20 protein-coding genes are annotated in these 25,595 nt (G+C 48.0%); 1 reads left to right on the plus strand and 19 read right to left on the minus strand.

Features of this window, described 5'->3' with window-relative positions; genetic code table 11:
• Window positions 1–36 precede the first annotated feature (36 nt).
• The 11 genes from SPTER_RS15625 to SPTER_RS15675 form a co-directional block, all read right to left on the minus strand.
• Window positions 37–420, minus strand: coding sequence for a RidA family protein (locus SPTER_RS15625; RefSeq protein ID WP_144351227.1), 384 nt, complete (start codon window positions 418–420; stop codon window positions 37–39).
• Between the two features lie 118 nt (window positions 421–538).
• Window positions 539–4,045 carry a pyruvate:ferredoxin (flavodoxin) oxidoreductase gene (gene nifJ, locus SPTER_RS15630; protein ID WP_144351228.1) on the minus strand — a complete coding sequence of 1,169 codons (3,507 nt, stop codon included), beginning with the start codon at window positions 4,043–4,045 and terminating at the stop codon, window positions 539–541.
• Window positions 4,046–4,169: 124 nt separating this feature from the next.
• Window positions 4,170–4,679, minus strand: coding sequence for a nucleoside recognition domain-containing protein (locus SPTER_RS15635; protein WP_144351229.1), 510 nt, complete (start codon window positions 4,677–4,679; stop codon window positions 4,170–4,172).
• On the minus strand, window positions 4,672–5,328 hold the full coding sequence (locus SPTER_RS15640; RefSeq protein WP_144351230.1) for a nucleoside recognition domain-containing protein: 657 nt from the start codon (window positions 5,326–5,328) through the stop codon (window positions 4,672–4,674). The genes SPTER_RS15635 and SPTER_RS15640 overlap by 8 nt, the downstream gene beginning before the upstream one ends.
• A gap of 63 nt (window positions 5,329–5,391) precedes the next feature.
• A complete protein-coding gene (locus tag SPTER_RS15645; RefSeq protein ID WP_211367300.1) occupies window positions 5,392–6,558 on the minus strand; it encodes a M20 family metallopeptidase in 1,167 nt (388 codons plus the stop codon).
• A 232-nt stretch (window positions 6,559–6,790) separates the two neighbouring features.
• A complete protein-coding gene (locus SPTER_RS15650) occupies window positions 6,791–7,696 on the minus strand; it encodes a glycyl-radical enzyme activating protein (RefSeq protein WP_144351231.1) in 906 nt (301 codons plus the stop codon).
• Window positions 7,683–10,052 (minus strand): glycyl radical protein, encoded by a 2,370-nt coding sequence (locus SPTER_RS15655; protein ID WP_144351232.1) that lies wholly within the window; start codon window positions 10,050–10,052, stop codon window positions 7,683–7,685. Before SPTER_RS15655 ends, SPTER_RS15650 begins: the two co-directional genes overlap by 14 nt.
• Before the next feature lie 88 nt (window positions 10,053–10,140).
• A complete protein-coding gene (locus SPTER_RS15660; RefSeq protein ID WP_144351233.1) occupies window positions 10,141–10,803 on the minus strand; it encodes a GntR family transcriptional regulator in 663 nt (220 codons plus the stop codon).
• Between the two features lie 170 nt (window positions 10,804–10,973).
• Window positions 10,974–14,117: an efflux RND transporter permease subunit gene (locus tag SPTER_RS15665; protein WP_144351234.1), complete on the minus strand. Its 3,144-nt coding sequence runs from the start codon at window positions 14,115–14,117 to the stop codon at window positions 10,974–10,976.
• A gap of 13 nt (window positions 14,118–14,130) precedes the next feature.
• Window positions 14,131–15,297, minus strand: a complete 1,167-nt coding sequence (locus tag SPTER_RS15670) for an efflux RND transporter periplasmic adaptor subunit (RefSeq protein ID WP_144351235.1) — start codon at window positions 15,295–15,297, stop codon at window positions 14,131–14,133.
• Window positions 15,298–15,321: 24 nt separating this feature from the next.
• The gene (locus SPTER_RS15675; protein ID WP_144351236.1) at window positions 15,322–16,617 is read right to left on the minus strand and encodes a TolC family protein; all 1,296 of its coding nucleotides are present in this window, start codon (window positions 16,615–16,617) and stop codon (window positions 15,322–15,324) included.
• Between the two features lie 235 nt (window positions 16,618–16,852).
• Between SPTER_RS15675 and SPTER_RS15680 the strand changes: the two genes are divergently transcribed.
• Window positions 16,853–17,287 (plus strand): MarR family winged helix-turn-helix transcriptional regulator, encoded by a 435-nt coding sequence (locus tag SPTER_RS15680; RefSeq protein WP_246105317.1) that lies wholly within the window; start codon window positions 16,853–16,855, stop codon window positions 17,285–17,287.
• 102 nt (window positions 17,288–17,389) lie between these two features.
• Here SPTER_RS15680 and SPTER_RS15685 read toward each other — a convergent pair whose 3' ends face one another.
• From SPTER_RS15685 to SPTER_RS15720, 8 genes are all read right to left on the minus strand, one after another.
• The gene (locus SPTER_RS15685) at window positions 17,390–17,653 is read right to left on the minus strand and encodes a hypothetical protein (protein WP_144351237.1); all 264 of its coding nucleotides are present in this window, start codon (window positions 17,651–17,653) and stop codon (window positions 17,390–17,392) included.
• 516 nt (window positions 17,654–18,169) lie between these two features.
• Window positions 18,170–19,852, minus strand: a complete 1,683-nt coding sequence (locus SPTER_RS15690; protein WP_144351238.1) for an FAD-dependent oxidoreductase — start codon at window positions 19,850–19,852, stop codon at window positions 18,170–18,172.
• Window positions 19,845–20,090 (minus strand): 4Fe-4S dicluster domain-containing protein, encoded by a 246-nt coding sequence (locus SPTER_RS15695; protein ID WP_144351239.1) that lies wholly within the window; start codon window positions 20,088–20,090, stop codon window positions 19,845–19,847. Before SPTER_RS15695 ends, SPTER_RS15690 begins: the two co-directional genes overlap by 8 nt.
• 19 nt (window positions 20,091–20,109) lie before the next feature.
• Window positions 20,110–21,123 carry an ABC transporter substrate-binding protein gene (locus SPTER_RS15700; protein WP_144351240.1) on the minus strand — a complete coding sequence of 338 codons (1,014 nt, stop codon included), beginning with the start codon at window positions 21,121–21,123 and terminating at the stop codon, window positions 20,110–20,112.
• 20 nt (window positions 21,124–21,143) lie between these two features.
• The gene (locus SPTER_RS15705; protein ID WP_144351241.1) at window positions 21,144–21,914 is read right to left on the minus strand and encodes an ABC transporter ATP-binding protein; all 771 of its coding nucleotides are present in this window, start codon (window positions 21,912–21,914) and stop codon (window positions 21,144–21,146) included.
• Between the two features lie 13 nt (window positions 21,915–21,927).
• Complete coding sequence (locus SPTER_RS15710; RefSeq protein ID WP_170233298.1) at window positions 21,928–22,731, minus strand: ABC transporter permease; 804 nt, start codon at window positions 22,729–22,731, stop codon at window positions 21,928–21,930.
• Window positions 22,732–23,332: 601 nt separating this feature from the next.
• Window positions 23,333–23,926, minus strand: a complete 594-nt coding sequence (locus SPTER_RS15715; RefSeq protein WP_144351243.1) for a hypothetical protein — start codon at window positions 23,924–23,926, stop codon at window positions 23,333–23,335.
• 89 nt (window positions 23,927–24,015) lie between these two features.
• Entirely contained in the window at window positions 24,016–25,590 is a 1,575-nt protein-coding gene (locus SPTER_RS15720) for a hypothetical protein (RefSeq protein ID WP_144351244.1), read from the minus strand.
• Window positions 25,591–25,595: the final 5 nt, after the last annotated feature.

Genomic DNA, 25,595 nt, shown 5'->3' on the forward strand with positions numbered 1-25,595 from the left:
GCCTCCAGTTTAATACCTTGGGTTATAAAATCATTCTTAGCATGCTAGGTAAGCAATAGCTTCAATTTCAACAGCAACGTCTTTAGGCAGCCTGGCGACCTGAACACAGCCCCTGGCTGGAGCGTCCTGGGAAAAAAATTCTCCATACACTTGGTTTACTGTTTGAAAATCATTCATGTCTGCAAGGAACACGGTAGTCTTCACAACATTCGCCAAACTTAGATTTTCGCTGTTCAGAATTGCTGTTATATTATCTAAAACTCTTTTTGTCTGGGCCGCAACATCACCGGCCACTACCGTGCCAGTGACAGGATCAACAGGTATTTGACCGGAGATAAACAGGAAGCTGCCCGCTTTTATGGCCTGAGAGTAAGGTCCTATCGCTGCCGGGGCTTGATCGGTATTAACAACACTTTTCATAGAGTAATTCCTCCTATATACTATCTTGATATTTTCCAATAAATTAAATCTTACCGCGAAGCTCTGGTACAACCTACAAATCACTATTTTTTGCTGCCGCCTCTTGGTTCACTCTACCTTATTGGTTAGCCAACAGCCTATACTTTGCCAATCTTTCTTTGGCGTCTTGCTCGGTTTTTTCAAATAACGCCTCTGCCAGGTCGGGAAATTGTTGTTGCAAGGCCGAATAACGCACTTCGCCCATTAAAAACTCTCTGAAGGCCATTGTTGGCGCTTTAGAATCGAGTTTGAAAGGATTTTCCCCGCTGGCCTCGAGTTGGGGATTATAACGATACATAGCCCAATAGCCACTGTCAACCGCTCGTTTTGCCTCCAGCTGGCTGCACCCCATGCCCACTTTCATCCCGTGATTGATGCAGGGAGCATAGGCGATAATCAACGACGGGCCCGGATACGCTTCCGCCTCGGCAATGGCTTTGAGTGTTTGGTTTTTATCTGCCCCCATGGCAATTTGCGCCACATAGATATAGCCATAACTCATGGCTATCAGGCCAAGATCTTTCTTCTTGGTCTTTTTGCCGCTAGCCGCAAATTTAGCAACGGCAGCGGCTGGCGTAGCCTTGGAGGACTGACCGCCCGTATTGGAATATACTTCAGTATCAAATACCAGTACATTTACATCTTCACCAGAAGCCAGAACATGATCCAAGCCGCCAAAACCAATATCATAGGCCCAGCCGTCACCGCCGAAAATCCATTGCGAGCGTTTAACTAAGAAGTCTTTGTTGTTATAGATTTCATTAAGCAGCCCATCACTGCCCTTTACTTGTTCCAACAGTGTAATAAGCTGATCCGCACGTTCTCTTGTGCCTTCACTCTTATCTTTATTCGCCAGCCAGGTTTCACAAGCCGCTCTGAATTCTTTTCCCAAATCCAGTTGAGCGGCCTTTTCTATCGCTAAAGCTACTTGTTTTCTAAGCTGCTTAACCGCCATCTGCATACCTAAGCCATATTCTGCATTGTCCTCAAACAAGGAGTTTCCCCACGCCGGTCCATGCCCGCGATGATTAGTGGTATACGGCATAGAGGGGACGCTGTCAGCCCACACCGAGGAGCAGCCGGTGGCATTGGCCACCATCATCCGGTCACCAAACAGCTGTGTCACCAGCTTGGCATACGGCGTTTCGCCACAACCCGCGCAGGCGCCGGAGAATTCTAACAGCGGCTGTTCAAACTGGCTGCCTTTTACGGTGAAAGGATTCAGCGGATTGGCCTTCGGGGCCATTGTCATCGCATATTCCCACAGCGGCGCTTGGTGCAATTGCGTCGTCAATGGTTTCATTGTCAATGCTTTTTCTTTCGCCGGACAAATTTGGACACAGTTGCCGCAGCCGGTGCAATCATAAGGTGAAACTGCCATTGCAAAATACAACGCTTTCTGCCCATTGCAAGGTCTTGTAATAAAGCCGGCCGGGGCCTGTTGCTTTTCTTGTTCAGTAAGTAATACCGGCCTGATCGCAGCGTGCGGGCAGACATAGGCGCATTGATTACATTGAATGCATTGCTCGGCTTGCCACTGTGGCACATCAACAGCAATGCCCCGTTTTTCATAGGCGGCTGTTCCCATCGGGTACGAACCGTCTTCCAGGCCGATAAAGGCGCTAACCGGTAATTTGTCGCCTTCTTGCCGATTCATCGGCATTAAGATATTTTTAATAAATGCCGGCACCTCTTTACTAACCGCTGCCGTTTCCGCTGCCGCCTGCCAGGCTGCCGGAACAGCGACCTTCACAATGGCGTTTATCCCCTGGTCTACAGCGGCATTGTTCATGGCAACCACTTTTTCACCTTTTTTGCCGTAGGATTTTTGAATAGCTTCTTTTAGGTACTTTATAGCTTCTGCTTCCGGAATAATGCCGGCAATTTTGAAAAACGCCGCCTGCATAATCATGTTGATCCTGCCGCCAAGACCAATTTCCTGAGCAATCTTTACGGCATCAATAATATACATTTGAATATTGTTGATGGCGAGATAGCGTTTCATCGCCGCCGGCAGCTTTTGCTCCAGTTCGGTTTCATTCCACTGGCAATTCAGCAAGAAACTGCCACCTTGCTTCAGTCCTTCCAAAACATTGTAGTTATGCACATAGGACTGATTGTGGCAAGCAATAAAATCAGCTTTATTAATGAGATAAGGAGATTTTATCGCTTTTTTGCCGAACCGCAAATGGGAAATGGTAACACCGCCGGACTTTTTGGCATCATAAGCAAAATAAGCCTGCGCATACATAGCGGTGTGATCGCCAATAATCTTGATTGCATTCTTATTGGCTCCTACTGTTCCATCGGAGCCAATCCCCCAAAATTTACAGGCTTTTGTGCCGGCGGCAGTAGTATCAATATCGTCACCATATGGCAGGGAAGTATGATTAACATCATCAATAATACCGACAGTAAAGTTGTCTTTCGGCTTTTCAGCTTTAAGGTTTTCAAAAACACCATGAATATGACTGGGGATTACATCTTTGCCGCCAACCCCGCACCGTCCGCCAACAATAGCCGGCTGCCAGGATTGCCCATAGAATGCGTGTTTGACATCTAGGTAGAGCGGTTCTGCCAATGAACCCATTTCCTTGGTTCTGTCCAGTACAGCAATTTTTCGCACAGTAGCAGGAATGTATTTAAAGAAATGTTCCAGCGAAAACGGCCGGTAGAGATGTACTGTCAGCAGGCCTACTTTTTCGCCCTTAGCATTAAGATAATCCACCACTTCTTCAATGGCTTCACACATAGAGCCCATGGCAATAATCATTCGCTCGGCATCAGGAGCGCCATAATAGTTGAATAAATGGTATTCCCTGCCGGTCAGTTTACTAATTTCGGCCATATAGCCCTCTACGATTGCCGGGATGTCCTCGTAAAACCGGTTCGATACTTCTCTTTGCTGGAAATGGATATCAATGCCCTGCACGGTACCTTTGGTCAGTGGATGGTCAGGATTAAGCGCCCGTTTTCTAAAAGCGGCGACAGCCTCCCGGTCTATCAGTTTATCTAATTCCTCGTATTCAAGAATTTCAATTTTTTGCACTTCGTGAGAAGTTCTGAACCCATCAAAAAAGTTGAGAAACGGCACTCGGCCTTTAATCGCCGCCAGATGCGCCACAGCTGCTAAATCCATGACTTGCTGGACACTGCTTTCTGCCAGCAAAGCAAACCCGGTTTGTCTTGTCGCCATAACGTCAGAATGATCGCCAAAAATACTGATGGCATTGGCGCCAACGACTCTGGCGCTGACATGGAATACGCCAGGTAATAGTTCACCGGCAATTTTATACATGTTGGGAATCATCAGTAAAAGTCCCTGTGAGGCTGTATAGGTAGTAGTCAATGCGCCGGCATGCAGCGAACCGTGAACAGCGCCGGCGGCGCCGCCCTCTGACTGCATTTCTACAACTTCAACCGTCTGCCCAAAAAGATTTTTTTGGCCTTGGGATGCCCATTCATCCACACTTTCCGCCATATTTGATGACGGTGTGATGGGAAAAATCGCTGCAACATCGGTAAATGCGTAAGATATGTAGGCCGCGGCTGTGTTTCCGTCCATTGTTTTCATTTTTCTATTCATATTCCTCGTCAATCCTCTCGTCTCGCATCACATATATCTTTGTTTGTCACTCATAACAGCAAAGCAAAAGGGGTAGGCTGATTGGCTTTAGCAACACCTTCTACCCCTTGTTTTTTTTAAAAAGTTATCCGTTTAAGCCCATAACACTCAAAACGGCTCTGGTCAATATCATAACAACTGCAGCGTCTACAAGGGGAACGCATATCAGCAGCGAATGCCATTTTTTATTGACATTTGATACAATTACAATACGCACAAAGTGGCCAATCAGCGTGCCCATGGTTACACACGCGGGAAACAGGATTGTCGCCTGGGCGGCAGTTATAACGCCTTTAGAATATAGGGTGGCCGCGGTAGCACAGCCTGCAGCCTTGGCAAAGAAGGCGGCTACCAGAGCAAAGATAGCCTCACCCGGCAGGCCAAATACGGTCATCACCGGCTCCAGTATTTTACCTACACCCTTCATCAACCCGGTAATTTCTAAAAACAGAATGAGCACATACGCCAAAACCATGGCCGGTGCAATCATTTCCGCACCAATATAAAACCCCTTTTTGGCACCCGTCACAAATTCTTCAACCACACTTGGCTTAACTTTCTGCAAATCTATGCCGGCGGCAGTATGATCAGCCATTCGCTGCGCCCCCTTCTCCTCTGTTTCCGGACAGCCGGCTTAGATACAAGCGGACCAAATTAGCGCCCAGGACTTTAACAATAAAGATCAGCCCGATAATAACACCTACTGGCAAAACGCTGATAGGCAGCAAGGCGGCGCCGGTACCGAAGGTATTGGTAACCGGGGCGGACCCGGCATACTGGTAGGCAACAAATACTGTTCGTTCTTCTTCAGTCATCATTTTGTCTTCCACTAGCCCTTTAGTCATGACTGCCGCCACATCAGAACTGGTAAAGCTGCTGACGAAAGCCAGCCCGCTTGCCCCCGGAATCCCCATGAGGGGCTTAAGAATAGGCCGAAATAATACTTCAGCCGCCCGCAAAGCACCAAGTGACTCGGCAACTTGGATGCATCCTAACGCAAACATCAGGGTCGGGAAAAGAGTCAAAGCAAACATGAAACCATCACGCGCCCCGGTACCCCCTTTCCCAGTAAAGATTATCCCCTCGGACACTCGCCCGAATTCTCCGGTAAGCACTTGAAAATCCAGCGCCCTTAACGGCCCGTCAATCTTTGCAAACACCCCGGAGAAAGAAATAATCAAGATGATTAATGCCAGCCATCCCTTCCAGGTAACCTTGTACTTTTCCTGACTTTGCTCTGCCATGTGCTCTCCTCCTGATAATGTTAAAATTCAAATACTAGGATCACCAGACCCACCCCCGCGCAACTAGTTGTTGTCTAACTTAAGCACACAGGCGATCATGAGTTTAGCTCTTTCAAACAGGCTTTCGACAATGGCATATTCCTCCGGACTGTGATTGCGTCCTCCTTTTACCCCCATAGCACATACTGTCGGCACCCCGGCCAAAACAGTATAGGCCGAATCAGAGCCGCCGCCCACCCATTTCGCATAAGGCGTACCAAAACCGTTCTCTTCATAGGCTTTTTTCACTAGCTCAAACAACTGCTCAACCCCATCCGTTGTTTTCATCGGCTTTATACCATCCATAAAAGCAACCGTAGTGGTCGTGCCGGCAACATAAATTTTGGCTGCAACTTCTTCGATCTGCTTAATAATCGCCGGTAAGTCGTCCGGGTTCTTATAGCGAACATCAATAAAAATACTTGCATAATCGGGAACCGCAGTCGATGTTGTCCCGCCTTGCATTACCCCGACATTAAAACTGATGCCCTTTTCCCAGTCAGTTAAATTTTGCACGGCAATAATCTTGTGTGCGATTTCTAAAATTGCGCTCCGGCCGTTTTCCGGATCGTTGCCCGCATGAGCGGCAATGCCTTTCACTTCCATCATAATCCGGGCTACACCCTTACGCCCAACAACAATTCCATCGTCTACAAAGCCTGTCTCCATATTAAATGCCGCGGCATAGCCTTTTGCCTCGGCAATAAATATATCAGGTGCATTAGACCTGGCATGCAAAACCTCTTCGTCCCCGGCCAAAAGAACTTTAAGTGAACGCGAATTATAGCCGGCAGCTTTCAATGCTTTGATCGCATAAAGAGCAGCCACAATACCGCCTTTCATGTCCAGAACGCCTGGTCCGTAAGCAATGCCGTCTTTTATGGTAAAAGGTCGCTCAGCGATTGCACCCGCAGGACAAGCAGTATCCATATGCCCCATAAAAATCACACCTGGCTTAGACTGGTTTTTGCCAATCTCTGCAATCAACATACTGCCGGCTTTTTCAAACTCGACCAGGCGGGAGCTTGCGCCTTCCTCATCAAGTATCTGTTTAAAGCGGGCAGCGACTTTGTTAATTCCTTCTTTTTCGTGGGGGCCGCTCTCTATGGAAACAACCTCTTGCCATAGCGATACCATTTCGTCACGATGCTCGTCCACAAACTGAAATGCTTTCTGTTTTTTGTCATTCATTATTAACTTCCTCCCCATTATTTATTAAATACATTGGCACTCTTTTGAGCGCCAATATAGAAACCGAGAGTTGATTTGCAATATTTAAACTAATAATTTATTCAGTTAATTGAGTAGTTGTAAAAAGGTGCAGTAAATGAAGACCTTGGTCCATCTTCCTCATTTAAAGCACCTTTGCTTTATAAATAGCCCTATTTTTTTATCTTAGAAACCACGGATAGCTAGCATTACGCTACTTAAAATCTACAATACCGATACCATAGTTAGATATTATTCTGTTTGCGTCTGCAATTTCAGTAGCAGCAGGAGTAGTGAAGGTCTGACCACGAACGCCAATGGCACTATACTTCGACTGGCCGAAATCATGATAAGGCAAAAGTTCGACCCCCGCCACGCGTGTATTATTCTTAAGATAGTCACACATTTTTTTGATGTTTTGCTCATTGGCATTAACTTCGGCAATAAAAGGCACGCGAACGATGGTATGCGGATGCAGCTTCGATATCTGAGCGATATTTGCTAAAATCTTACGGTTGCTGACTCCGGTCATCTGCATATGAACCGCATCGTCCATATGCTTGATATCTACAAAAACACAATCCAAATAGGCAAAGATGTCTTTAACTTGTTCAAAATCAAAATAACCGCTGGTTTCGACAGCAGTATCAATACCCAGTTGGCTGCAGGCTGCTGCAAGCTGCTGCAGAAATCCAGGCTGGGCAAAGGGTTCGCCCCCGGAAAAGGTGACCCCGCCGCCAGACTCCCGATAGAAGACAGTATCTCTTTTTACCACTTTTAGAACATCTTCAACCGTCACCGCAGCACCTATCAGCTTACGGGCGCCGGTCGGGCATACCTCACAGCAGCCAGCGCAGCCGGAACATTTTTCACGCGCAAAACGGATTATATTCCCCGCCGGGGAAATGGCCCCTTGGCTGCAAACCGGCAAACAGCGCTTACAAGCAATACATTTCTCATGAAAAAACAACACTTCCGGCTTTCCCTGCCACGACTCCGGATTCGAACACCATTTGCATCTTAGCGGGCAGCCTTTAAAGAAAACAGTACTTCTGATCCCTTCCCCGTCATTAATCGACCAGCGCTGTATTTGAAATATATTGCCCTTACATTGCTGCATAGGTAGTTCTTGCAATAATTGCATCCTGAGCTTCCCGGGATAGGTTGACAAACTGTGTACTATAACCGGCAACCCTGACCAGCAAATCTTTATAATCCTCCGGCTGGGCCTGTGCTTTTCTCAATACTGCGGTGGAAATCACGTTAAACTGAACATGAAAAGCGCCCAGTGCAAAATACGCTCTGATAATAGCCGCCAGGTTTCTCAGGTCTCTATCTGATTTCAATAAGTCAGGGGATAATTTTACATTCATCAGTGTCCCGCCGGAATGCACGTCATGATTGAGTTTGGCAACAGAACGCATCGCCGCGGTAGGACTGGTCAAATCAGTACCGGCATGTGGTGAAACGCCTTCTGTCAAAGGTGTCCTTGCTTTTCTGCCGTCCGGTGTCGCCCCGATTACACTCCCCGCCGGAATATAGTTGGAAATCCCCATGAACGCCGAATTGAAAGGTGAGCCAAAGTAATCTTTATAGGCCCGTACTTCTCTGTAGAAAAAATCGCTTATTTCGGCAGCGATAAAATCAACATAGTCATCATCATTGCCATACTTCGGACAAGCAAGCGCGGCTTGCCTCATTTGTTCATAACCTTCCCAGTCGGCAGCCAAAGCCTTATCGATTTCTGCTAATGTATATTTTTTATCCTCAAATACCAGTTTCCTGATCATCGCTAAAGAGTTGGCCGCGTCAGCGATCCCGATGCCGGTAAGAACCGGTCCCAGATTATATTTAGCTCCGCCCCTGCTAAGATCTTTTCCTTGCTCCATACAGCCTTCCACAAGCATAGAAAGGTAGGGCCGCGGTACCATTTCCGAATGAATCTGCTGGGCGGTAATTGAGCCGATAACAGCATGCTTTACCAGATAAGCAAGTTGTTTATAAAAGGCTGCTTTTACTTCTTCATAGCCCATAAATTCAGAAATAGGGATTTCGGCCAGACCCATATCTCTTCCCGAGATCCGGCTTTTCCCGCTATTTAAGGCAAATTCAAGGGCGGCGGCCAGATTAATATTAACTGCCGACGTCCACTTGCCAATTTTCCTAAAGTGCGGCACCACACAGCCGCAATTACTCCAATCACGTGCATCTTCGGGCGAGAGTCCTTCCGCGAGCAGCATGGCCGCCCCAACCCCGTCGTTGTGTACGGCAGGAAATCCGGTCCCGGCACGAATCAGTTTACATACAGCTAAGAGAAATTCAGCCGGACTATCAGGATGAATCCGCACACTTAAGCCTGGCTGGTGTGTTTTTACGTTCTCAGTGGCTGTAAGACACATATAGGAAAGTTCATTGGTTGCATCCCGGCCGTCTCTGGTTCTGCCCCCCAGAGTCATATTCTGGAATGAGTTATAGCCGGCAAAAAATTTGGCGGTATTACTCGAAATAGCCCATACCCATTCAGACAGCTTAAGCCAAAGCGCCTCAATCAATTCTTGCGCTTTTTCCGCAGTAACAGTGCCTGTTTTTATATCACCGGCATAATATGGATACATATATTGATCAAATCTGCCCAGATTCAAGGCCAGGGAATTCTCGGACAGTATCGAGCCCAGCTGGGTAAACCATACAGCCTGTGCCGCTTCATAAAAAGTTGCCGGGGGCTGCTCCGGTACCTTACGGCAAATCCTGGCAATTGCAAGCAGTTCTTCTTTACGCAGACTATCCTGCTCGGCTTGCGCCAGCTGCATAGCTTTATCCGCATAGCGGTTAGCCAGAGTGACAATCCCTTCGCATACCAACACGGCAGCGTGGTAAAAGTCGATTTTTTCCAAGGCCTCGGCGCTAACCGGTTCCAAGCTTTGCAGCTGCCTGAGCGCCTCGGCCTTAAGCCCGCCAAAACCTTTTTTAAAGATGATATCCTGATAATCGGCCGTAATTTCGCCAACTGCATTTCTCCATTTGGAATCATTGTCGATAATGCCTGTATCAATTAAAATTTTGGCTGTTTCCGGATTGATGCGTGACAGAAAATTTTCCTCCAGCGATTTGCCTTGCCAGTAAGGAAAAATCTCTTTGCGCAATATATCCTTTGCTTCTTGATCAATACAATAGGGGTCCTGGTCCCGGCTTTCAAAGAAGTCCATTTCCTCCTCGACCCATTTCCAGGAATATTCGGGACAAATAACCCCCGTCTTCAGGAATTCGCCGACAGAGCCAACAATAAGCTCATTGTCAAAAATGGTGACAGGAATACGCTTGCACACTTCCTGAAATGCTTTGGCCCGCCGTCTAATCACTGATTCACCTTCAGTTTGTTGGTGTGATGCCGTAAAAGCCATCGCCCGGTGAATACTAATAGATGGCTTAGCATCGATGTAAAACTTTTTAAAATCCTCAATGCGTTTACTAGACATGATTACCCCTCCTTCGGATTTTGCTAGCTTTAGCTAATTTTCGATTTTCGAAAGTATACAATAGCGAAAACATTATTAATGTAATCACTCAGCTTAAGTATTCGATCAGATTCTTGCTCGCATCAACCATATGTTTGCGCAATTGTTTTTGCGCACCTTTGATATTTCCCTGAGCACAGGCATTGAGTAACGCGCGATGTTCTGCCTGTGATTTTGTCTGATAATGCATCGTTGTCAAATATAAACGCATATAACGTTCCACATTGTTATGCATATTTTGAATCAGCGCCAGCAGCTTTGGCCTATTTGCCGACCGGTACAGTGTTTCGTGAAACTGCCAATTCAGTTCACTCCAATGCTTACGCAGGGTTTCTTCATCTGCTTTTTTCAGAATTTCATCCGCCTCTGCCAAATCTGCCTGAGTCAAATTAGGAATAGCCAACTCTAGTGCCCCTAATTCTAAAAAAAGTCTTATATCAAATATCTCCTGCGCTTCCACTGCCGATAATTCACTAACCATAGCCCCACGATTAGGATAAAACCTCACCAAGCCCTCTGCTTCCAGGTTTTTCAACGCTTCCCGTAAAGCACTCATGCTTACGCTAAATTTCGCCGCCAATTCCTCCTGTTTGAGTTGGACGCCCCCGCTAAGTTCGCCCGCCAGAATGGATTCGCGCAAAATATTGGTAATCATGCCAGGCAAGGTACGATATGAGGTTTTTATCTGACCTGTGACATTATTATTCATCATAGTGTAACTATATAACTTTTTCTTAGTATTGTAAATATTATTTTCGAATGTACACAGTATACATTCGAAAATCAATCTACTCGAAGACCCGGTTCCTGCCCCTGTCCGGAAGCAACCTGCTCCCCAGAGGGGGGTTGCTTCCGGGCTCCATACAGAAACTGAACATTAAGTTACTCCTTTAACTGGGAAGAGCCGGAACGCTTGTTTCTAACCTTTTCGGTGATAGCTTCGACCACAACAAACAGCACCGGGATTAAAAATATTCCCAGCACGGTCGCGGTAAACATACCACCCACGACGGCTGTGCCCATAGAATTCCTGGCGCCGGCCCCGGCCCCTGTCGCCACGGCTAGCGGGAAGCAGCCAATAATAAAGGCCAGTGAGGTCATAAGAATCGGCCGCAGCCGGGTTTGGGCCGCTTCAATCGCCGCCTTAACCGGATTCATGCCTTTGTCAACCCGGACTTTGGCAAACTCAACAATCAATATCGCATTTTTCGCAGCCAAACCAATCAGCATAACTAAACCGATCTGCATGTATACGCTGTTTTCCAGATTGCGCACATACTGAAACAGGAAGGCGCCAAAGACGCCGGTTGGCACGGAAAGCAGCACGGCAAAGGGAACACTCCAGCTCTCATACAGAGCCGCCAAACATAAAAAGACAAAAACGATTGCCATACCAAACACAATCGGCGCCTGGGAACCGGAGAGCTTTTCCTCCCGGCTTTGCCCGGACCATTCATAGGTATAGCCACTGGTTAAGGTTTGCTCGGCCACCGCTTCCAGGGCCGTCATGGCTTGGCCGGAGCTGTACCCGGCAGCCTGCGTGCCGCTGATTTGCACGGCTTTCACACCATTAAACCGGGTAATGACAGTTGGCGCGTTAATCTTTTTCGGTGTAAGGAGGGTATTTAGCGGCACCATCGTATCATTAGAGCTTTTTACATAAAGATAGCGCGTTGCATTCGCATCACTGCGAAATGACGGTTCGGCCTGCACCGTAACCTTGTAGGAACGGCCAAATTTATTAAAATCATTGACCTGGGTGCCGCCCAGGAATACCTGCAAGGCCGTAAATACATCATCAACGGCCACCCCCAGTTGTTCAGCCTTTTCCCGGTCTACCTCAAATTCATAGCTTGGGGTATTGGCTTTGAAGGTAGAGGTAATCGAGCCGATCTCCGGCCGCTCCTGGGCCGCCGCCACGAATTTTTGGGCCATGCTGTCAAGATCAGCTAAAGAACCGCCGCTCCGGTCTTGCAGCATCAGGGTAAAGCCACCGACCATGCCCAGCCCCGGCAGACCGGAGGGAGCAAAGGAAACGACCGAGCCTTCCGGAAATTGGGCTCCACTCAGCAAGGTCTGGCTTATTTCGGCTTTTACCTGTAATTCAGGCTTTTGCCGCTCGCTCCAGGCATCCAGGGAGATAAACATAGCCCCGGCATTCGTCTTGGTGCCGCCCCCCAATATATCCATACCTGATAACGACATAATATTAAGCACCCCAGGCTGGGCACTTACCTTGTCGGTAAATTGCCGCATCACATCAATCGTCCGGTTCAAACTGGACGCTTCCGGCAGCGTGATGGCCGTTATATAGAAGCCCTGATCTTCATCAGGCACAAAGGAAGACGGCACCGCTTTATACAACCCGCCGGTCAGGATGAGTAAGACGGCCAGCAGCACCAGGCACAGGCGGGCTTTGGGAATAAGCCGGCCGAGCCTGTTCCCATACTGCGCAATGCCGCGTTCAAACCAACTATTAAAAGCACTAAAAAATCTGGCCAATGCCCCGCTGTGCGCCTGGGGATCATGGGGTTTAAGCAGCAGCACGCACAGGGCCGGCGTCAGTGACAAGGCAACAATGGCCGACAAAGCCATTGATACCACAATGGTTAACGCGAATTGTTTGTATAAGATCCCTGTAGTGCCGCCGAAAAAAGCCACCGGAATAAATACGGACGCCAATACGAACGCAATCGCGACAACCGGGCCGGATACCTCGCTCATGGCCCGCTTGGTGGCGTCCAGCGGGGACAGTCCGGAATAGCGCATATGATACTCGACAGCCTCAATAACAACAATCGCATCATCCACAACCAGCCCGATAGCCAGCACCATCGCAAATAACGTAAGCGTGTTGATGGTAAAGCCTAGTGCACTAAAGGCGGCAAAGGTGCCCAGCAAGGATACCGGAATGGCCAGCAAAGGAATCAGCGTGGCCCGCCAGCTCTGCAGGAAAACAAACACCACAATTAAAACCAACAGCAATGCTTCGGCAAAGGTTTTAATTACCTCCTGCATGGATTCGCGCACAAACTCGGTATTATCAACAACAATTTTATATTCCATGTCGCCGGGGAAATTCTTCGCGGCCTGGGCCAGCACAGCTTTTACCTTACTGATGGTCTCTAAGGCATTGGCATCACTGGTTAGCTTAACAGCAAACCCGGCTGCCACCTTACCGTTCACCAGGCTGTTAAAATCATATTCCTTGCTGCCCAGCTCCACCCGGGCAATATCCTTAATCCGGACGAAGGAACCGTCTGACTGGGAACGAACGATAATATTTTCAAACTCGGTCTGATCCGTGAGACGGCCTTTCACCTTGGCTGTATACTGGAATTGCTGCGCAGACGCCGTCGGCATTTTACCAAAGGCGCCGGCGGCCGCCTGCACATTTTGCGTTTCAATCGCGGCCGTCACCTCACTGGCGGCAATCCCCAGCTGCGCCATTTTTTCCGGCTGCAGCCATATCCGCATACTGTAATCCGAGCCAAAGGCCGATACCTCGCCGACACCCTTGACCCGTTTGATATCATCAATCAGATAAATACTGCCATAATTTTTCAGGAAATTGGCATCAAAATTGTCATTGGGCGACCAGAGGGTAAAAATAAGCGACATATCCTGCGAGGCTTTGCGCGTTGTAACCCCGGTGGTCTGCACCGTACCGGGCAACGAGGCATTGGCTTGCGCTACCCGGTTCTGTGCTTGTACCGCGGCCGTATCCGAGTCTTTCTCGGTCTCAAACTGGATGCTCAGGGAATAAGCACCGGAATCGGTGCTGGTGGAGGACATATACACCATATCCTCAACACCATTGATCTGTTCTTCAATGACCTGGGCCACAGTTTGATCAACAACATCGGCATTAGCCCCCTGGTAGGAAGTGCTTACCGAGATTGTCGGCGGCGAAATCTGCGGGTACTGCGCTACCGGCAGGGTAAAGGCGGCCGTTGTGCCCAGCAAGGTAATAATGATCGACAACACAATGGCGAAAATCGGGCGCTTAATAAAGAAGTCAGCCATATATCAACGCCCCCTATTGCTGAGCCGGAGTCTGTGCATCCGGCTGTATCATTGTTACTTGTAAAGCATTGCCTTGTTTTACCTTGTCGATACCGTCCACAACCACCCGGTCGGTGCCGCTAAGGCCTTCTTCCACCAGCCACATATCGCCAATCCTGTCGCCAAGCTTTACTTGCCGGCTTTCGGCCTTGTTATCCTCGGTCACGACGGTAACAAAGGTAGTATCCAGCACTTCCTTAACCGCTTTTTGGGGAATCAGCAACGCCCCCTGCCGCACCGTTTCCTGCGCAACCACCCGGGCAAACATCCCTGGCAGCAAGTAGTTTTGCGGATTATCAAAGCTGGCTTTGAGCGTAATCGTGCCTGTTGTATTGTCGATTCCCCGGTCGATTTGCTCCACCCGGCCAATGAGCGAATATTCCGTGCCGTCGCTTAATACCAGCTGCAGATGCTCCTTAAAGCTGGCCGGCAGGGAACCGTTGCCGGTCCGGAGATAATTCAGGTATTCCGTTTCGCTCATGCTGAACTGCACCCAAACCGGATTGATGGAGGAAACGGTAGCCATTGTTGTCGAACCGGCGGCCACATAATAACCGAGACTTACATCATTCACATCAATGCGGCCGTCAACCGGCGAAACAATCAAGGTATCCTGCTCATCCTCAAGGGCCTGCTGCAGGACGGCCCGGTTGACCTCCACCGTAGCAGCTTCTTCTTCCGCCTGGGCTACATAGGCATCTACCGTTTGTTGGGCAACCCCTTTGACCGCGGCCAGTTTCTGATAGCGCTCTACGTCTTTCCGGGTATTATTAAGGGTGGCCTGCGATTTTAGCAACGTAGCCCTGGCCGAATTAATCGCCGACCGGTACTGCTTATTATCGATTTGGAACAAAGGCTGGCCCTTATAGACCGTATCGCCGCCGTTCACCATCTTCGCCACAACATTCCCGGCTACTTTGGACATGATTTTTACTTCACTCTTGGCCTTTACCTGGCCCACAAATTCACGGTTGACAGGTGTGTCCCGCGTTACTACCTGCATCGCCTTTACTACTACCGCCGGCGGGGCTGTATTCAGCTGTGTTTTGGACAATATCCCGCTGCGTACAACCACAACGCCAAGCAAAACAACGGCAGCAAGCAAGCCAATGTACAGTTTTTTTGAACCCTTGATACTCAATTGTCATTCCTCCCACTCCCCCGGTTACTGCACCGGTAAGCCCATGGCCTGTTCCAGTTTAACTTTGTTGAGATTGTAATCATACAAGGCCTGGATATAATCCTTTTGCGCCGAGTCCAGCGATAATACCGCATCGCGCAAATCAAGGTTGGTGCCAATCCCGGCCTCATACCGGGCTTTCTGGATCATTAGACTTTCGGCGGCATAGTTGACAGATACCTTATTGGAATCAATCCGCTTCTCGGCTTCCTGCATACTCAAGTAATACTCACGGACATTCAAAAGGATAGTATCACGCTGCTGCTCAGCCTTATCCAGCACCATATCCACATTATGGCGGGCTTGCTTAACGTTGGCACTGGTTAAACCGGTGTCAAACACATTGATCGATGTGGTTAATTTCAATAGCCAGTTGCTATTTTTCGCGCCGACGAAATGGCTGTCATACCAGCCCTGCTCGGCCGTCAGATTAACCGCCGGCCGCCGGCCGCTTTTGGCGATATCCACATCATAATTGGCACTGGCGATTTTGGCCTCATATTGAACCAGCTCGGGCCGGTGCTCCCCGGCATACTGCAGGCATTCCGCCAGCGTTTTAGGATATTTTTCATAAGTAAACTCATCTTTTAGCGTAACCTCGGCCGCATGGGGCAACCCCATCGCATTGTTCAGGGCCGCTACGGCATTGGTATAATTATTTTGGGCTTTTACCAGATTATCCTGAGCACTGGCCAGATCCACCTGGCTTGACAACACATCGGTCTTTGCTACCAGGCCCAGGCCAAATTTATCATTAACCAGCTGCAGGTGTTCCTCATAGTTCCTGACCGTCTCCTGATTCACTTGGACTTCATTACGGTATTCCAGCACGGTAAGGTAATTGGACACCACGGTCAGCTTCAGCTGTTGTTTGGCTGCCTCCACCTCCAGATCGGCCACCGTAAGCTCAAGCTTAGCCTGTTTTATTTGATTCTCCAGCTTTCCGCCGGAATACAGCGGCAAGGTGAGCGCGACCTGGTTCGCAAAATCTGACGTATATTCATATGTAGAGGTTCCGGTCGCCGCCGGCGGCGTGTTGTAGCGCTGGTCGGTATGGGTAAAATCGAGGGAGAGTCCTTTATTGCTCCGGGCTGCTTTCATGGCCCAATACGCTTTTTCCCTGGCCGATTTTGCATATTTGAGATCATGGTTATTCTGTAAGGCCAGGGCGATACTGTCTGCTACCGATAACTCCACCGCCGTGGCCAACACCGGCGGGGTTACTGTCATTAGCATGACGACAGGGATAATTGCCAGGAAATACCGCTGGTATTTCTTCATACTAAAACCTCCTGAAAAAATTATTCTGTTTGTGAATGCTGGGGATTCGCCTCAGAGCAAGCGCAGTGTTGAATGCTGGCTTGGATTGTAGTAGTACTCATGATATAATATAAATATTAATATACTATTAACATCCAAATATATTCAATATATGCGTATAGTAAAGTTTTATTTACTATATTATATATTAATCCTATTATGATATCCTGTCAATAAAAAATAAGGAGTGCTTGTTTTGGATCGCGTAAAAACCGCTGAAATGATGTTTCATTTAATTCCGCTCCTTGATAAGGAGTTTGTGAGGCCGGTTGAACAACAATTTAAAACGATTCTTACTACGGCGCAAGTGCATGTACTGGCGATGCTAAGAGAAAAAAAGGCCACGATGACGGAACTTTCCCAGGCAATGCTTATGTCCAAGCAGCAGATGACACCGATTATTGATAAACTGGTGGCAGCAGGTTTTGTCCGGAGAGAATACGATAACATTGACCGGCGAATTATCCGCATAGGCATAACCGCGTCCGGCTTGAACATTTGTGAGAGCATAAAAGCAAAAGCAATGCTGCTATTAGAGCAGAAAATTGAACGTCTAGAGGAACAGGATGTGCTGCGGCTAAATAAGGCGATCAGTGAATTGCAGCAAGCCATAACGAAAATGGCTTACTGATAAGCCGCAATAAAGACAAGGCAAGAGACCGGTGGTATGCAACCACCGGTCTCTTGCCTTGTCTTTTACCGCTGCGGGGACATAGCTTTTGCCCCGCCCCGATCAGCCCTTATGACTAATTTTACTGCCATTAAACAAAAACCGCATCAGCGTCAGCACCGCGGCCGGATTCATCTGCTCGTCATAGCCCAACTCTTTAAACTCAGCTCTGACGCTCGCTTTGCCGGCCTGGGAAAGCACTGCCAGGCTGCGAATTTCAGCAACAACCGCTTTAATCTCATCGTTATCCATCAAGGCAATGATGCGTTGGCCCTTTTCCCTGCCCATAAGCATCAGAAAAATGGCCACCTTGTGTAGTGGCGTCACTACGAACTGCCTCCTCTTAGCCCCTGCGAACCGGCCCCGCCGGCAGCCAAGCCTCGCTTTTATCCCCGTTAATTCTACCACTTAGCTTATATTACGTAAAGCCGGCGTTTTAGCCGGACTCGCCTGGCAAGCGGAGGCATCCTGAGGCTTGTTAACCTGATTTTCTAATATCATCCAGTATTTCCAATATTTCTTTTTCATTGTCCTTGGTGCCAAATAGCGCGCCCCAACCAAAATTTCTTTGAAAAAGACCGTCATAGGCACTGTCATGAAAAGATTTCAGATAATATTTTGATCTGACGCTCTGCTAAAATTGCGGCCAGTAATTGGGCCTCAAATTCGTCCTCTATTGTTGCTATCTTAATATATTCCATGAAAGCACCTCGCAATTTTGGTCTGGTTAAGCAGCTTACAGTTAAAAATCCTTGCACCATGAGGCACAAGGATAGAATAACCCATACTTAGAAACACAAACGGAAAATAATCTGCCCCGGCCCGAGTTGGATAGTGCACCTTTTATTTAATTTGCTCACGCCAATGCAACCGGGTTTCACCCGCGGCCTCAGCAATCGTCAGAAACTTGCCGTTTAATAACGGATTGGTGAACGTATAGTCCGAACGCTTGTGCAAGCCCCTTGTTTCCTTTCTTTCTCTGGCAGTGATGCAAAGCAAACGGCCAATTTGCAGAAGATCAAAACATTCTAAGGCGCGCATCAGTTCATGGGCTGTTTGTACGCCAATGGCTGCTTTCGCTTTTTGCTCTAACTGGTCTAGGTAAAGCAGCGCGGTGGTGAGAAGGTTTTCCGAACGCACAAAGGTCACGCCGGCATAGTCGTTCATAATTTGCTGAATGGCCGCATTGAGGTCCTGCCAGGGCTCGCCGTCCGCCCGCGATAACAAAACATTGCAAAAAGCGGTTTTTTCAACAACAGTACAGTGATCCACCAAATTATCATTAGTCAATGTACTGTCCTGGGCATAGCGGGCAGCATTTTCCCCGGCAATTCGTCCCATAACTGCCGCCCCGGAAATATCGGCCCGAAAGTTTCCGACTTCATCACCCGCTGCATACAAGCCGCTAACATTGGTGGCAGCCTGTTCGTCAATTTCGATGCCCCGGCCAATCAGAATGGGCTCATATCTGGTAAATTCGACCTTATGCCTGGTAAGGTCGATTCCCTCGTGTTCCATAGCATCCAGCAGCGAGGTATCGCCTTCGCACTCTAAGCCCCACCGCATATATTCCAGATCCGCGGGCGAGGTCTCTGAACAGTCCATGTACACAGGGCCGGTGCCATTTTGCATTTTGTCGGTAAATACAGAATGCCAGACGTCGGCAGTAATATCGCCTAGCTCCCGGGTGGGCTTGGTTACAAATGGCCCTACCGGTTTTCCCTCCGGGTCATTCAGGATCCCGATCCATGTTGCTTTGCCGCACCGTTCGAAATACTTAGGACCGGCATGGGTATTAGGAATTTCAAGATTGATCAACCGGGCGCCGGCTCTGTAGGCGGCGGCCCGCCCCCCGCCGGCGTTAGCCGGGCAATGGGCTGTATTAAATAATTTAGTAGGCGTGATTGACGGATATAACCGGCTGGTATTGCCGGTAGCGGCAATGATCGTTTTGGTGCGGAACAGTACTAATGACGGTTCTGCCGCCGCAATGTCCAAGCCAACTGCACCGATGATTTTATGGGAACTATCGGTTATAAACTCAATAACCGGGGTTTTGTTGACAATTCGCACGCCCCGTTTGCGGGCTTCGTCGGTAAGCACCTGTTTCTGGTTATACCCATTATATTTCAAAAATATTCTTCTTCGGCCCGGATAGGCATGGCCATTGAATTCCCACTCGCCATGCGGCTGCATATCAATACCCCATGTATGCCAGTCCTTTACCACCTCAAACGATCTTGCGGCAAATATGGCCTGGATTTTCGGATCGGCATTACCGCCCACCAGGGACATGTTGTGTTCGACCAGATATTCTTCCACTGTACATTGATGATACTCGGGGATATAACAGGTAAAATGATCATTGCCTGTCGCCCCTGATCCGCTTCTTCTGGTATCGCCTTTATCGGCAAGAACAACTTGGGCGCCACTGTCAGCCGCGGCAATCGCCGCCATTAAACCGGCGATACCGCCGCCCACCACCAGGACATCGCTCTCTATTGCTTCCTGCTTTATCTTAATCATGATTCCGGCCCCCGGCACCAACTGCTTCTCTATATAATAACGACATCGGCAACGGCAATTTCAGCCTGATCGCTTGCGCCGGGCAATCCAGGACACAGGCGTTGCAATGCCAGCAGTCGTCTTTATAGATGGGGCTAGGCACCGCCTTCTTTTTGGCCGGGCCATAGACATCAAGCCCGCAAATCTCGGCACACTTTCCGCACCTTATACATTTACCCGCATCAACAATTGGCGGCATATTCTCACATTCTTTCTGCTTATTTCTTTATGGCTTTGCTGGCCTCCTGGTAATAGCTGCTGTCAATCCATTGATCCAGATCAGGTTTGTCCCTGATTAATTCGTTGGCAAATAAGAAGTTGGCAACGCCGGCAAAGGCCTTTTTGGCCGCATCGCCGGCCACCACGTTGAAATCAATTTTTTGATCAGGGAATAACAGGGCCAGGGCCTCCAGCGGGTAACCTGATTTCTCAAGAATAGTAATTGCTTCCTGACTATTGGCTTTTGCATACTCACCGGCTTGAATCAATGCACTGACCACTGCGGTAACTGCTTCTTTATTGGCTTGTGCGTAGGCGCTGCGGGCGATAATGCCGTGACTGCCCTTCCACTCGGGGTTGTCAGCGCCAGACAGCAAAATTACACCGTGCCCGGATTTAACGATTTGCGCTTCCTGCACTGCGGAAAGCACTGCGGCGTCAACCGTTTTACTGATGATCGCTGCCGCCGCATCCTGGGAGGTCATATTGACAAATTCAATATCGTTGATTGTTAAATTATTGGCAGTAAGCATATCGGCCAGCGATTTATGCATATACGAACCCTTGAGGGTGGCGACCTTTTTCCCTTTTAAAGCCTGGATAGACGTTACGCCTGCATCCTTGGGCACCACCAGGGCGGCATCGTTAAAGCCCACTTCGGCGGCGACTAAAACCGTATCGACGCCGTTGCTTTTGGCAATGGTAACAGGTACGTCACCTGACGATGCCATATCAATACTGCTGCCGGCGATCGCCTCATTAATGGCCGGACCGGCACCGGTAAACGGTATGGCCTCTAACTGATAGCCGGCTTTATCCAGCTCTGCTTTTAGAAAACCTTTGTCTATCGCGATCGCCAGGGCATCATTGGGAAAGGATTTACCACTATCGACATAACCAATTCTCACAACTTTTGCCGCTTCGCCGGCGCCCGTTGGACTTGATTTACCGGCGCAGCCGGCAACAAATACCCCCAATACCAGTAAGGCAGCCAAAAACGTTTTCAATCTCATACAATTCCCTCCAATTTTTTTTAAAGATAATACTCAGGATCACGTTTTTTCGAGTCAAAAAACTCTTGCATTATCTGGGCCTTAAGCAAGCTAAAGTAATGGCCTGTTCTTTCCCGGGGCCGCGCCAGATCGACCGTAAATATTTTTTTGATTGATGCCGGCCGGTTGGTATTAATGACAACGCGATCACCCAGATAGATTGCTTCATCAATATCATGAGTAACAAGAATCATCGTCGTTTTTTGTTGTTCCCAAATCTTTAGTACCTCATCTTGCATTTGAATTCTTGTTAATGCATCTAACGCGCCAAATGGCTCATCCAAAAGTAAAATATCCGGTTTGTGTACAAACGCGCGGGCAATTGCCGTCCGCTGGGCCATACCGCCGGACAGCTGATGCGGATACGCCTTTTCGAACCCCTTTAAGCCCACAAGCTCAATATGTTCGCGTATTCTGCCCTGCTTTTCCTGTTCAGCCAGGCCATATAAACCAAAACCAATGTTCTCCGCCACCGTCAGCCACGGCAGCAGCCTGTGGTCCTGAAAAATCATGCCTCTGTGTACGTCCGATTCCCGCAGGTCCTGACCGCCGCAAAGTACTGTTCCGGCCGAATATTCAACAAGGCCGGCAATAATTTTCAGCAACGTACTTTTGCCGCAGCCGCTGTGGCCAACGATACTGACAAATTCCCCTTCTTTAATATCGAGAGTAATATTATCCAATACTGGTATCGACTCAGACCCAACCCAAAAGCTTTTACTCAAAGCATTAATATGTAAGTCAAATCCCATTGCCTGCCCCTCCCTATGCTCGTTGCCATTTGAGCACATACCTGGCTATTGCTTTAATAACGAAATCCATTATGCCGCCGATACAACCAATTAAAATCATATATACAATTACCACATCAGATTGCATTAGGTTGCGGGCGTCATTAATCCTGTACCCGACGCCGGCGGTGGCGGCAATCATTTCGGCCGCCACAATGGACATCCAGGCCGTGCTGGCTCCGAGCCGCAGCCCAACGAAGATGGACGATAAGGCCCCGGGCAGATAAATGCGCAGGAGAATATCTCTTTTCTTGATTTTATACAGCTTGGCAAATTCTAACAGACCTTGGGGCACACCGGTAATCCCGTTCACCGTATTTAATAAAACCGGGAAGAAGGAACCGGTAATAATTAAAATTACTTTTGATGCATCGCCAATGCCAAACCATAATATCAACAGCGGAATCCAGGCTAAGGGCGGAATTTGCCTCAGCCCGTTAAGCACCGGATCAAACAATCGCTTGACCCGGGGAAAAATCCCCATTAAAATCCCGGCTGTCAACCCTAACAGACTGCCGCCAATGTAGCCCTGCAAAACGATGGATAAGGAGGAAATTAAGTCTTTTGCCAGCAGCCCGTTTGTTAAGTTCTTGGTAAAGGCACTCCATATCTTGGTTAGCGGCGGCATTAAAATCGGCGGAAAGATTTCGCTGCTGCTTAAATACCACCAGCAGAAAATCAAAGTTAGAGGAACAATGCCGTTATTAGCGAGGTTAACCAGGCCGGTAAGTGATATTCTCCGGGAGATTTGTTTTTCTTTCCCTGTTTCTAACGCCACATCATTCACTCCTACACTTCCTGGGGCTATCCGTCTCTGCATTGTAAAACGGTTAAGACAAACAAAAAAAGCTGCAAACCTAAACTGCCATGCTAATGGCGCGTGTTAGGTCTTCAGCTTTCTGATCAACCACAGAATGTTTAATTAGGTAGATTATAGCAATATTTTTGTCGAAATGTCAACCTACTTTTGCCAAAACAAGTCGAAAACACATATATTCCCGGGCTATTACCCTGTAGATTAAATATGTCAATATGTCCGATATGTGCGGCTCCTCCGCCTTGCATTGCGAAAAAATCTACGCAAACTATTCCATCGCTTTTAAGAAAGATGAAGTACTTGTAATTTTCTCTATATTCTACTTTAAATCCTTTGTTTTTTTGCTTTAATATACTCAATAGAGAGACAAAAAATGATTTTGTCCATATATATGCACGCAAACAGCATTCTGATCACCAGGAGGCAGTTTGAAGACACTACTCAATAAAGAAAACAATAACAGCGATATCTCAAAATAAATGAGACATCGCTGTTATCCAGCCGGTTCTATATCCCGGCAAGTTAGAGCAGATTCTTTCAGGAGACTGAAACGGAGCATGTATTACCTTGCCCTGACAAGCTCAAAAAATACCCCGCCCCCGGCCAGAATTAAAGTGTCATTATCTTTAATAAAGAAAATACAGCCATTGCCTTGTGCATCTGCCGCCTGGATTTGGCTAATAGCATCGCTCGTGATACCAAGTGCAGCAAGTGTAAGACGATAGGCGGTTACAAAATCACTTGCAGAAACAACCGTTTTCTTATATACAGGGTTAATCGCTATATCGTCTACATATTTTAATTGGTCACCAAAACAGCTTGCTTGTTCTTGGGAAAAGCTTAGCTTTCTCCCCGCTATACTTTTTATGTCATCCTGACTATAAGTTCCTACCGGACCATAGGCCAGTACTTTCTTAATAACCCACTGGCCATAAAATATCTCCTGATTTATTGTTGTCCCGGCCGAAGTAGTGGCGCCATTTTGTGGTGTTGCTATTATTTTGTCAGCTTGGGGCTGAATAGCTGCTGTGTTTTGCGTATCGCTTACCGACTTGGTTGGCGATTCATTGGCCGCTTGCTTTACACAGCCTGCTATAACAACACTTAAAGAAATAAGTGAAATTACCACTATGAGTTTAGTCATAAACTCCTCCATTAGTTATATTCTTGCTTCTTTTCCCAATATCATTATAAATCAAAGGAATTAAGGTTGCTATATTGAAGGAGCTGCCACTTTTATCCCTGCTAACTCCTTTCTGCTGTAGACAGAATGCATTCCCGGCATAACGCTTCCAGCATATGCTTTTCATTGCTGTTACTAAGATAAACCATCCGCTTATTGCGTTTGCCGGCGTACTGAACGGCCCTATATAACAAGCTATGACCCAAACACTTCCAGTTGATTACAATCACATCGGCGGTGTTCAGCACCGCTAGGTCAAATTTTACATCTTCCGCTGAAATATAGGTAAAACTCTGATATCTGTGCTTCAGCCGCTGCTGCCAATCTGCCCGCCCGCCGATAATTACGACTTTGAGCAGTGCTATTTTTTCAATTGTTTCTGGGCTAAGTTCCATTTCCGGCTCGTCTTCCTTTTGAGAGGCGAGCAGACTGGCCAGCAACTGATTGGCCTCGTCCAGTTTGGCCTGCCACTGCTCCCTTTCCTTTTGACGGGAGATCTCATTTTTATCTATTTTAAGCTGGAGTTCATTCAATACGTTTTGCTTAGCCGCCAGCTTTTCTTCCAACATCGCGTTCTTTTTCTGCTCCTGGGTCAGCTCTGCTTTCAGTTTCTTGGTCTGCAGACGCTTGACCGTTGTCTTATCTTCCTGTTTAATGCAGTTCAAAGCAAGGGTTCTTAGTTTATCATACGCCATAGCGCAGGCCCGGATCAGCAACGTTCGCGTGAAAAGATCCAGCGCGGCCTGTTTCAGTTGGCCGGTTGCCTGAACTGCTTCCGGCAGCGAAGCCGCCATTGCCTCGATGGCCCGCCTCAGCTCCCGGCGGCTCACCGGCACCCGTGCAATCTCGTCGAAGGGCAAGCCGCTGAAATTTTCCTGTCTAAATAGATATCCGCTGCCGTTACGGGTATATTCCAGAGTATGAAAATACTCGTCCAAGCTGGCCGGAATTCCTTTTAATTTTTGGTCGATGGAGTGCCACAGCTCATCGGCCAATTCTTTTTGCCTGTCCGTTAGAGCAAGTGGTTGTTGCCCCCTGGTCATTTTTTCCTGAGCTTGCAGATGGGCAGTAAAATTGGAATGAAACATTGTTCCCTGCTCGGTGAGAGTCTTGCCAAAAGCATTAGTCAAATGCCAGAAAATTGCAAAATCCCCGTCCAGCATGTCTTTTTTCTTGATGTACGGCTTAATTGGCCGCCCCCTTCCGGTTAACACCGGCAGCGGAGGAGCGGGTAAATTCCGCATTTCCTGAGCTGTTAACCGGATTGCTTTCTTCATTAAAAACTGCCAGAACGATTCAAACCGAACTTCTTTGCCATTAGTTTTTATATAGGTATAAATCTGTTTCCAGCATTTTTTCAGCAGTTGGTCCAATGCTGCAGCCGCTTTTTGGCCATCTTCGTCTTCTTGAAATGAAGTGATGATTAGGTCCGTGGCTTTTAAGCAATAAAGCTCCGTATATACATCACTATCCCGGAAATAGCTATTATAGGTCTGCCGCCTCGAAGCAACGGCGCTATCAATAAGGATGCCGCCGGCGGCGCAAATTTTGTCCAATTCGCGCCTGGCGGCTGCATTTTGCGCGATCCCTTTAGCCATAAATGGCACCAGGTCCAGGCGGATTTCTTGTTGCTGCATGATGC

Origin of the sequence: Sporomusa termitida (genome assembly GCF_007641255.1) — a bacterium.
Lineage (GTDB): Bacteria > Bacillota > Negativicutes > Sporomusales > Sporomusaceae > Sporomusa > Sporomusa termitida.

Bases quoted from the DNA above. Each gene is read 5' to 3' on its own strand.
- SPTER_RS15640 (WP_144351230.1), bottom strand. From the start codon at position 5,328: ATGGCAGAGCAAAGTCAGGAAAAGTACAAGGTTACCTGGAAGGGATGG.
- SPTER_RS15645 (WP_211367300.1), bottom strand. From the start codon at position 6,558: ATGAATGACAAAAAACAGAAAGCATTTCAGTTTGTGGACGAGCATCGT.
- SPTER_RS15665 (WP_144351234.1), bottom strand. From the start codon at position 14,117: ATGGCTGACTTCTTTATTAAGCGCCCGATTTTCGCCATTGTGTTGTCG.
- SPTER_RS15650 (WP_144351231.1), bottom strand. From the start codon at position 7,696: ATGCAGCAATGTAAGGGCAATATATTTCAAATACAGCGCTGGTCGATT.
- SPTER_RS15655 (WP_144351232.1), bottom strand. From the start codon at position 10,052: ATGTCTAGTAAACGCATTGAGGATTTTAAAAAGTTTTACATCGATGCT.
- SPTER_RS15635 (WP_144351229.1), bottom strand. From the start codon at position 4,679: ATGGCTGATCATACTGCCGCCGGCATAGATTTGCAGAAAGTTAAGCCA.
- SPTER_RS15695 (WP_144351239.1), bottom strand. From the start codon at position 20,090: ATGCCGCCAATTGTTGATGCGGGTAAATGTATAAGGTGCGGAAAGTGT.
- SPTER_RS15705 (WP_144351241.1), bottom strand. From the start codon at position 21,914: ATGGGATTTGACTTACATATTAATGCTTTGAGTAAAAGCTTTTGGGTT.
- SPTER_RS15690 (WP_144351238.1), bottom strand. From the start codon at position 19,852: ATGATTAAGATAAAGCAGGAAGCAATAGAGAGCGATGTCCTGGTGGTG.
- SPTER_RS15660 (WP_144351233.1), bottom strand. From the start codon at position 10,803: ATGATGAATAATAATGTCACAGGTCAGATAAAAACCTCATATCGTACC.
- SPTER_RS15625 (WP_144351227.1), bottom strand. From the start codon at position 420: ATGAAAAGTGTTGTTAATACCGATCAAGCCCCGGCAGCGATAGGACCT.
- SPTER_RS15675 (WP_144351236.1), bottom strand. From the start codon at position 16,617: ATGAAGAAATACCAGCGGTATTTCCTGGCAATTATCCCTGTCGTCATG.
- SPTER_RS15700 (WP_144351240.1), bottom strand. From the start codon at position 21,123: ATGAGATTGAAAACGTTTTTGGCTGCCTTACTGGTATTGGGGGTATTT.
- nifJ (WP_144351228.1), bottom strand. From the start codon at position 4,045: ATGAATAGAAAAATGAAAACAATGGACGGAAACACAGCCGCGGCCTAC.
- SPTER_RS15720 (WP_144351244.1), bottom strand. From the start codon at position 25,590: ATGCAGCAACAAGAAATCCGCCTGGACCTGGTGCCATTTATGGCTAAA.
- SPTER_RS15715 (WP_144351243.1), bottom strand. From the start codon at position 23,926: ATGGAGGAGTTTATGACTAAACTCATAGTGGTAATTTCACTTATTTCT.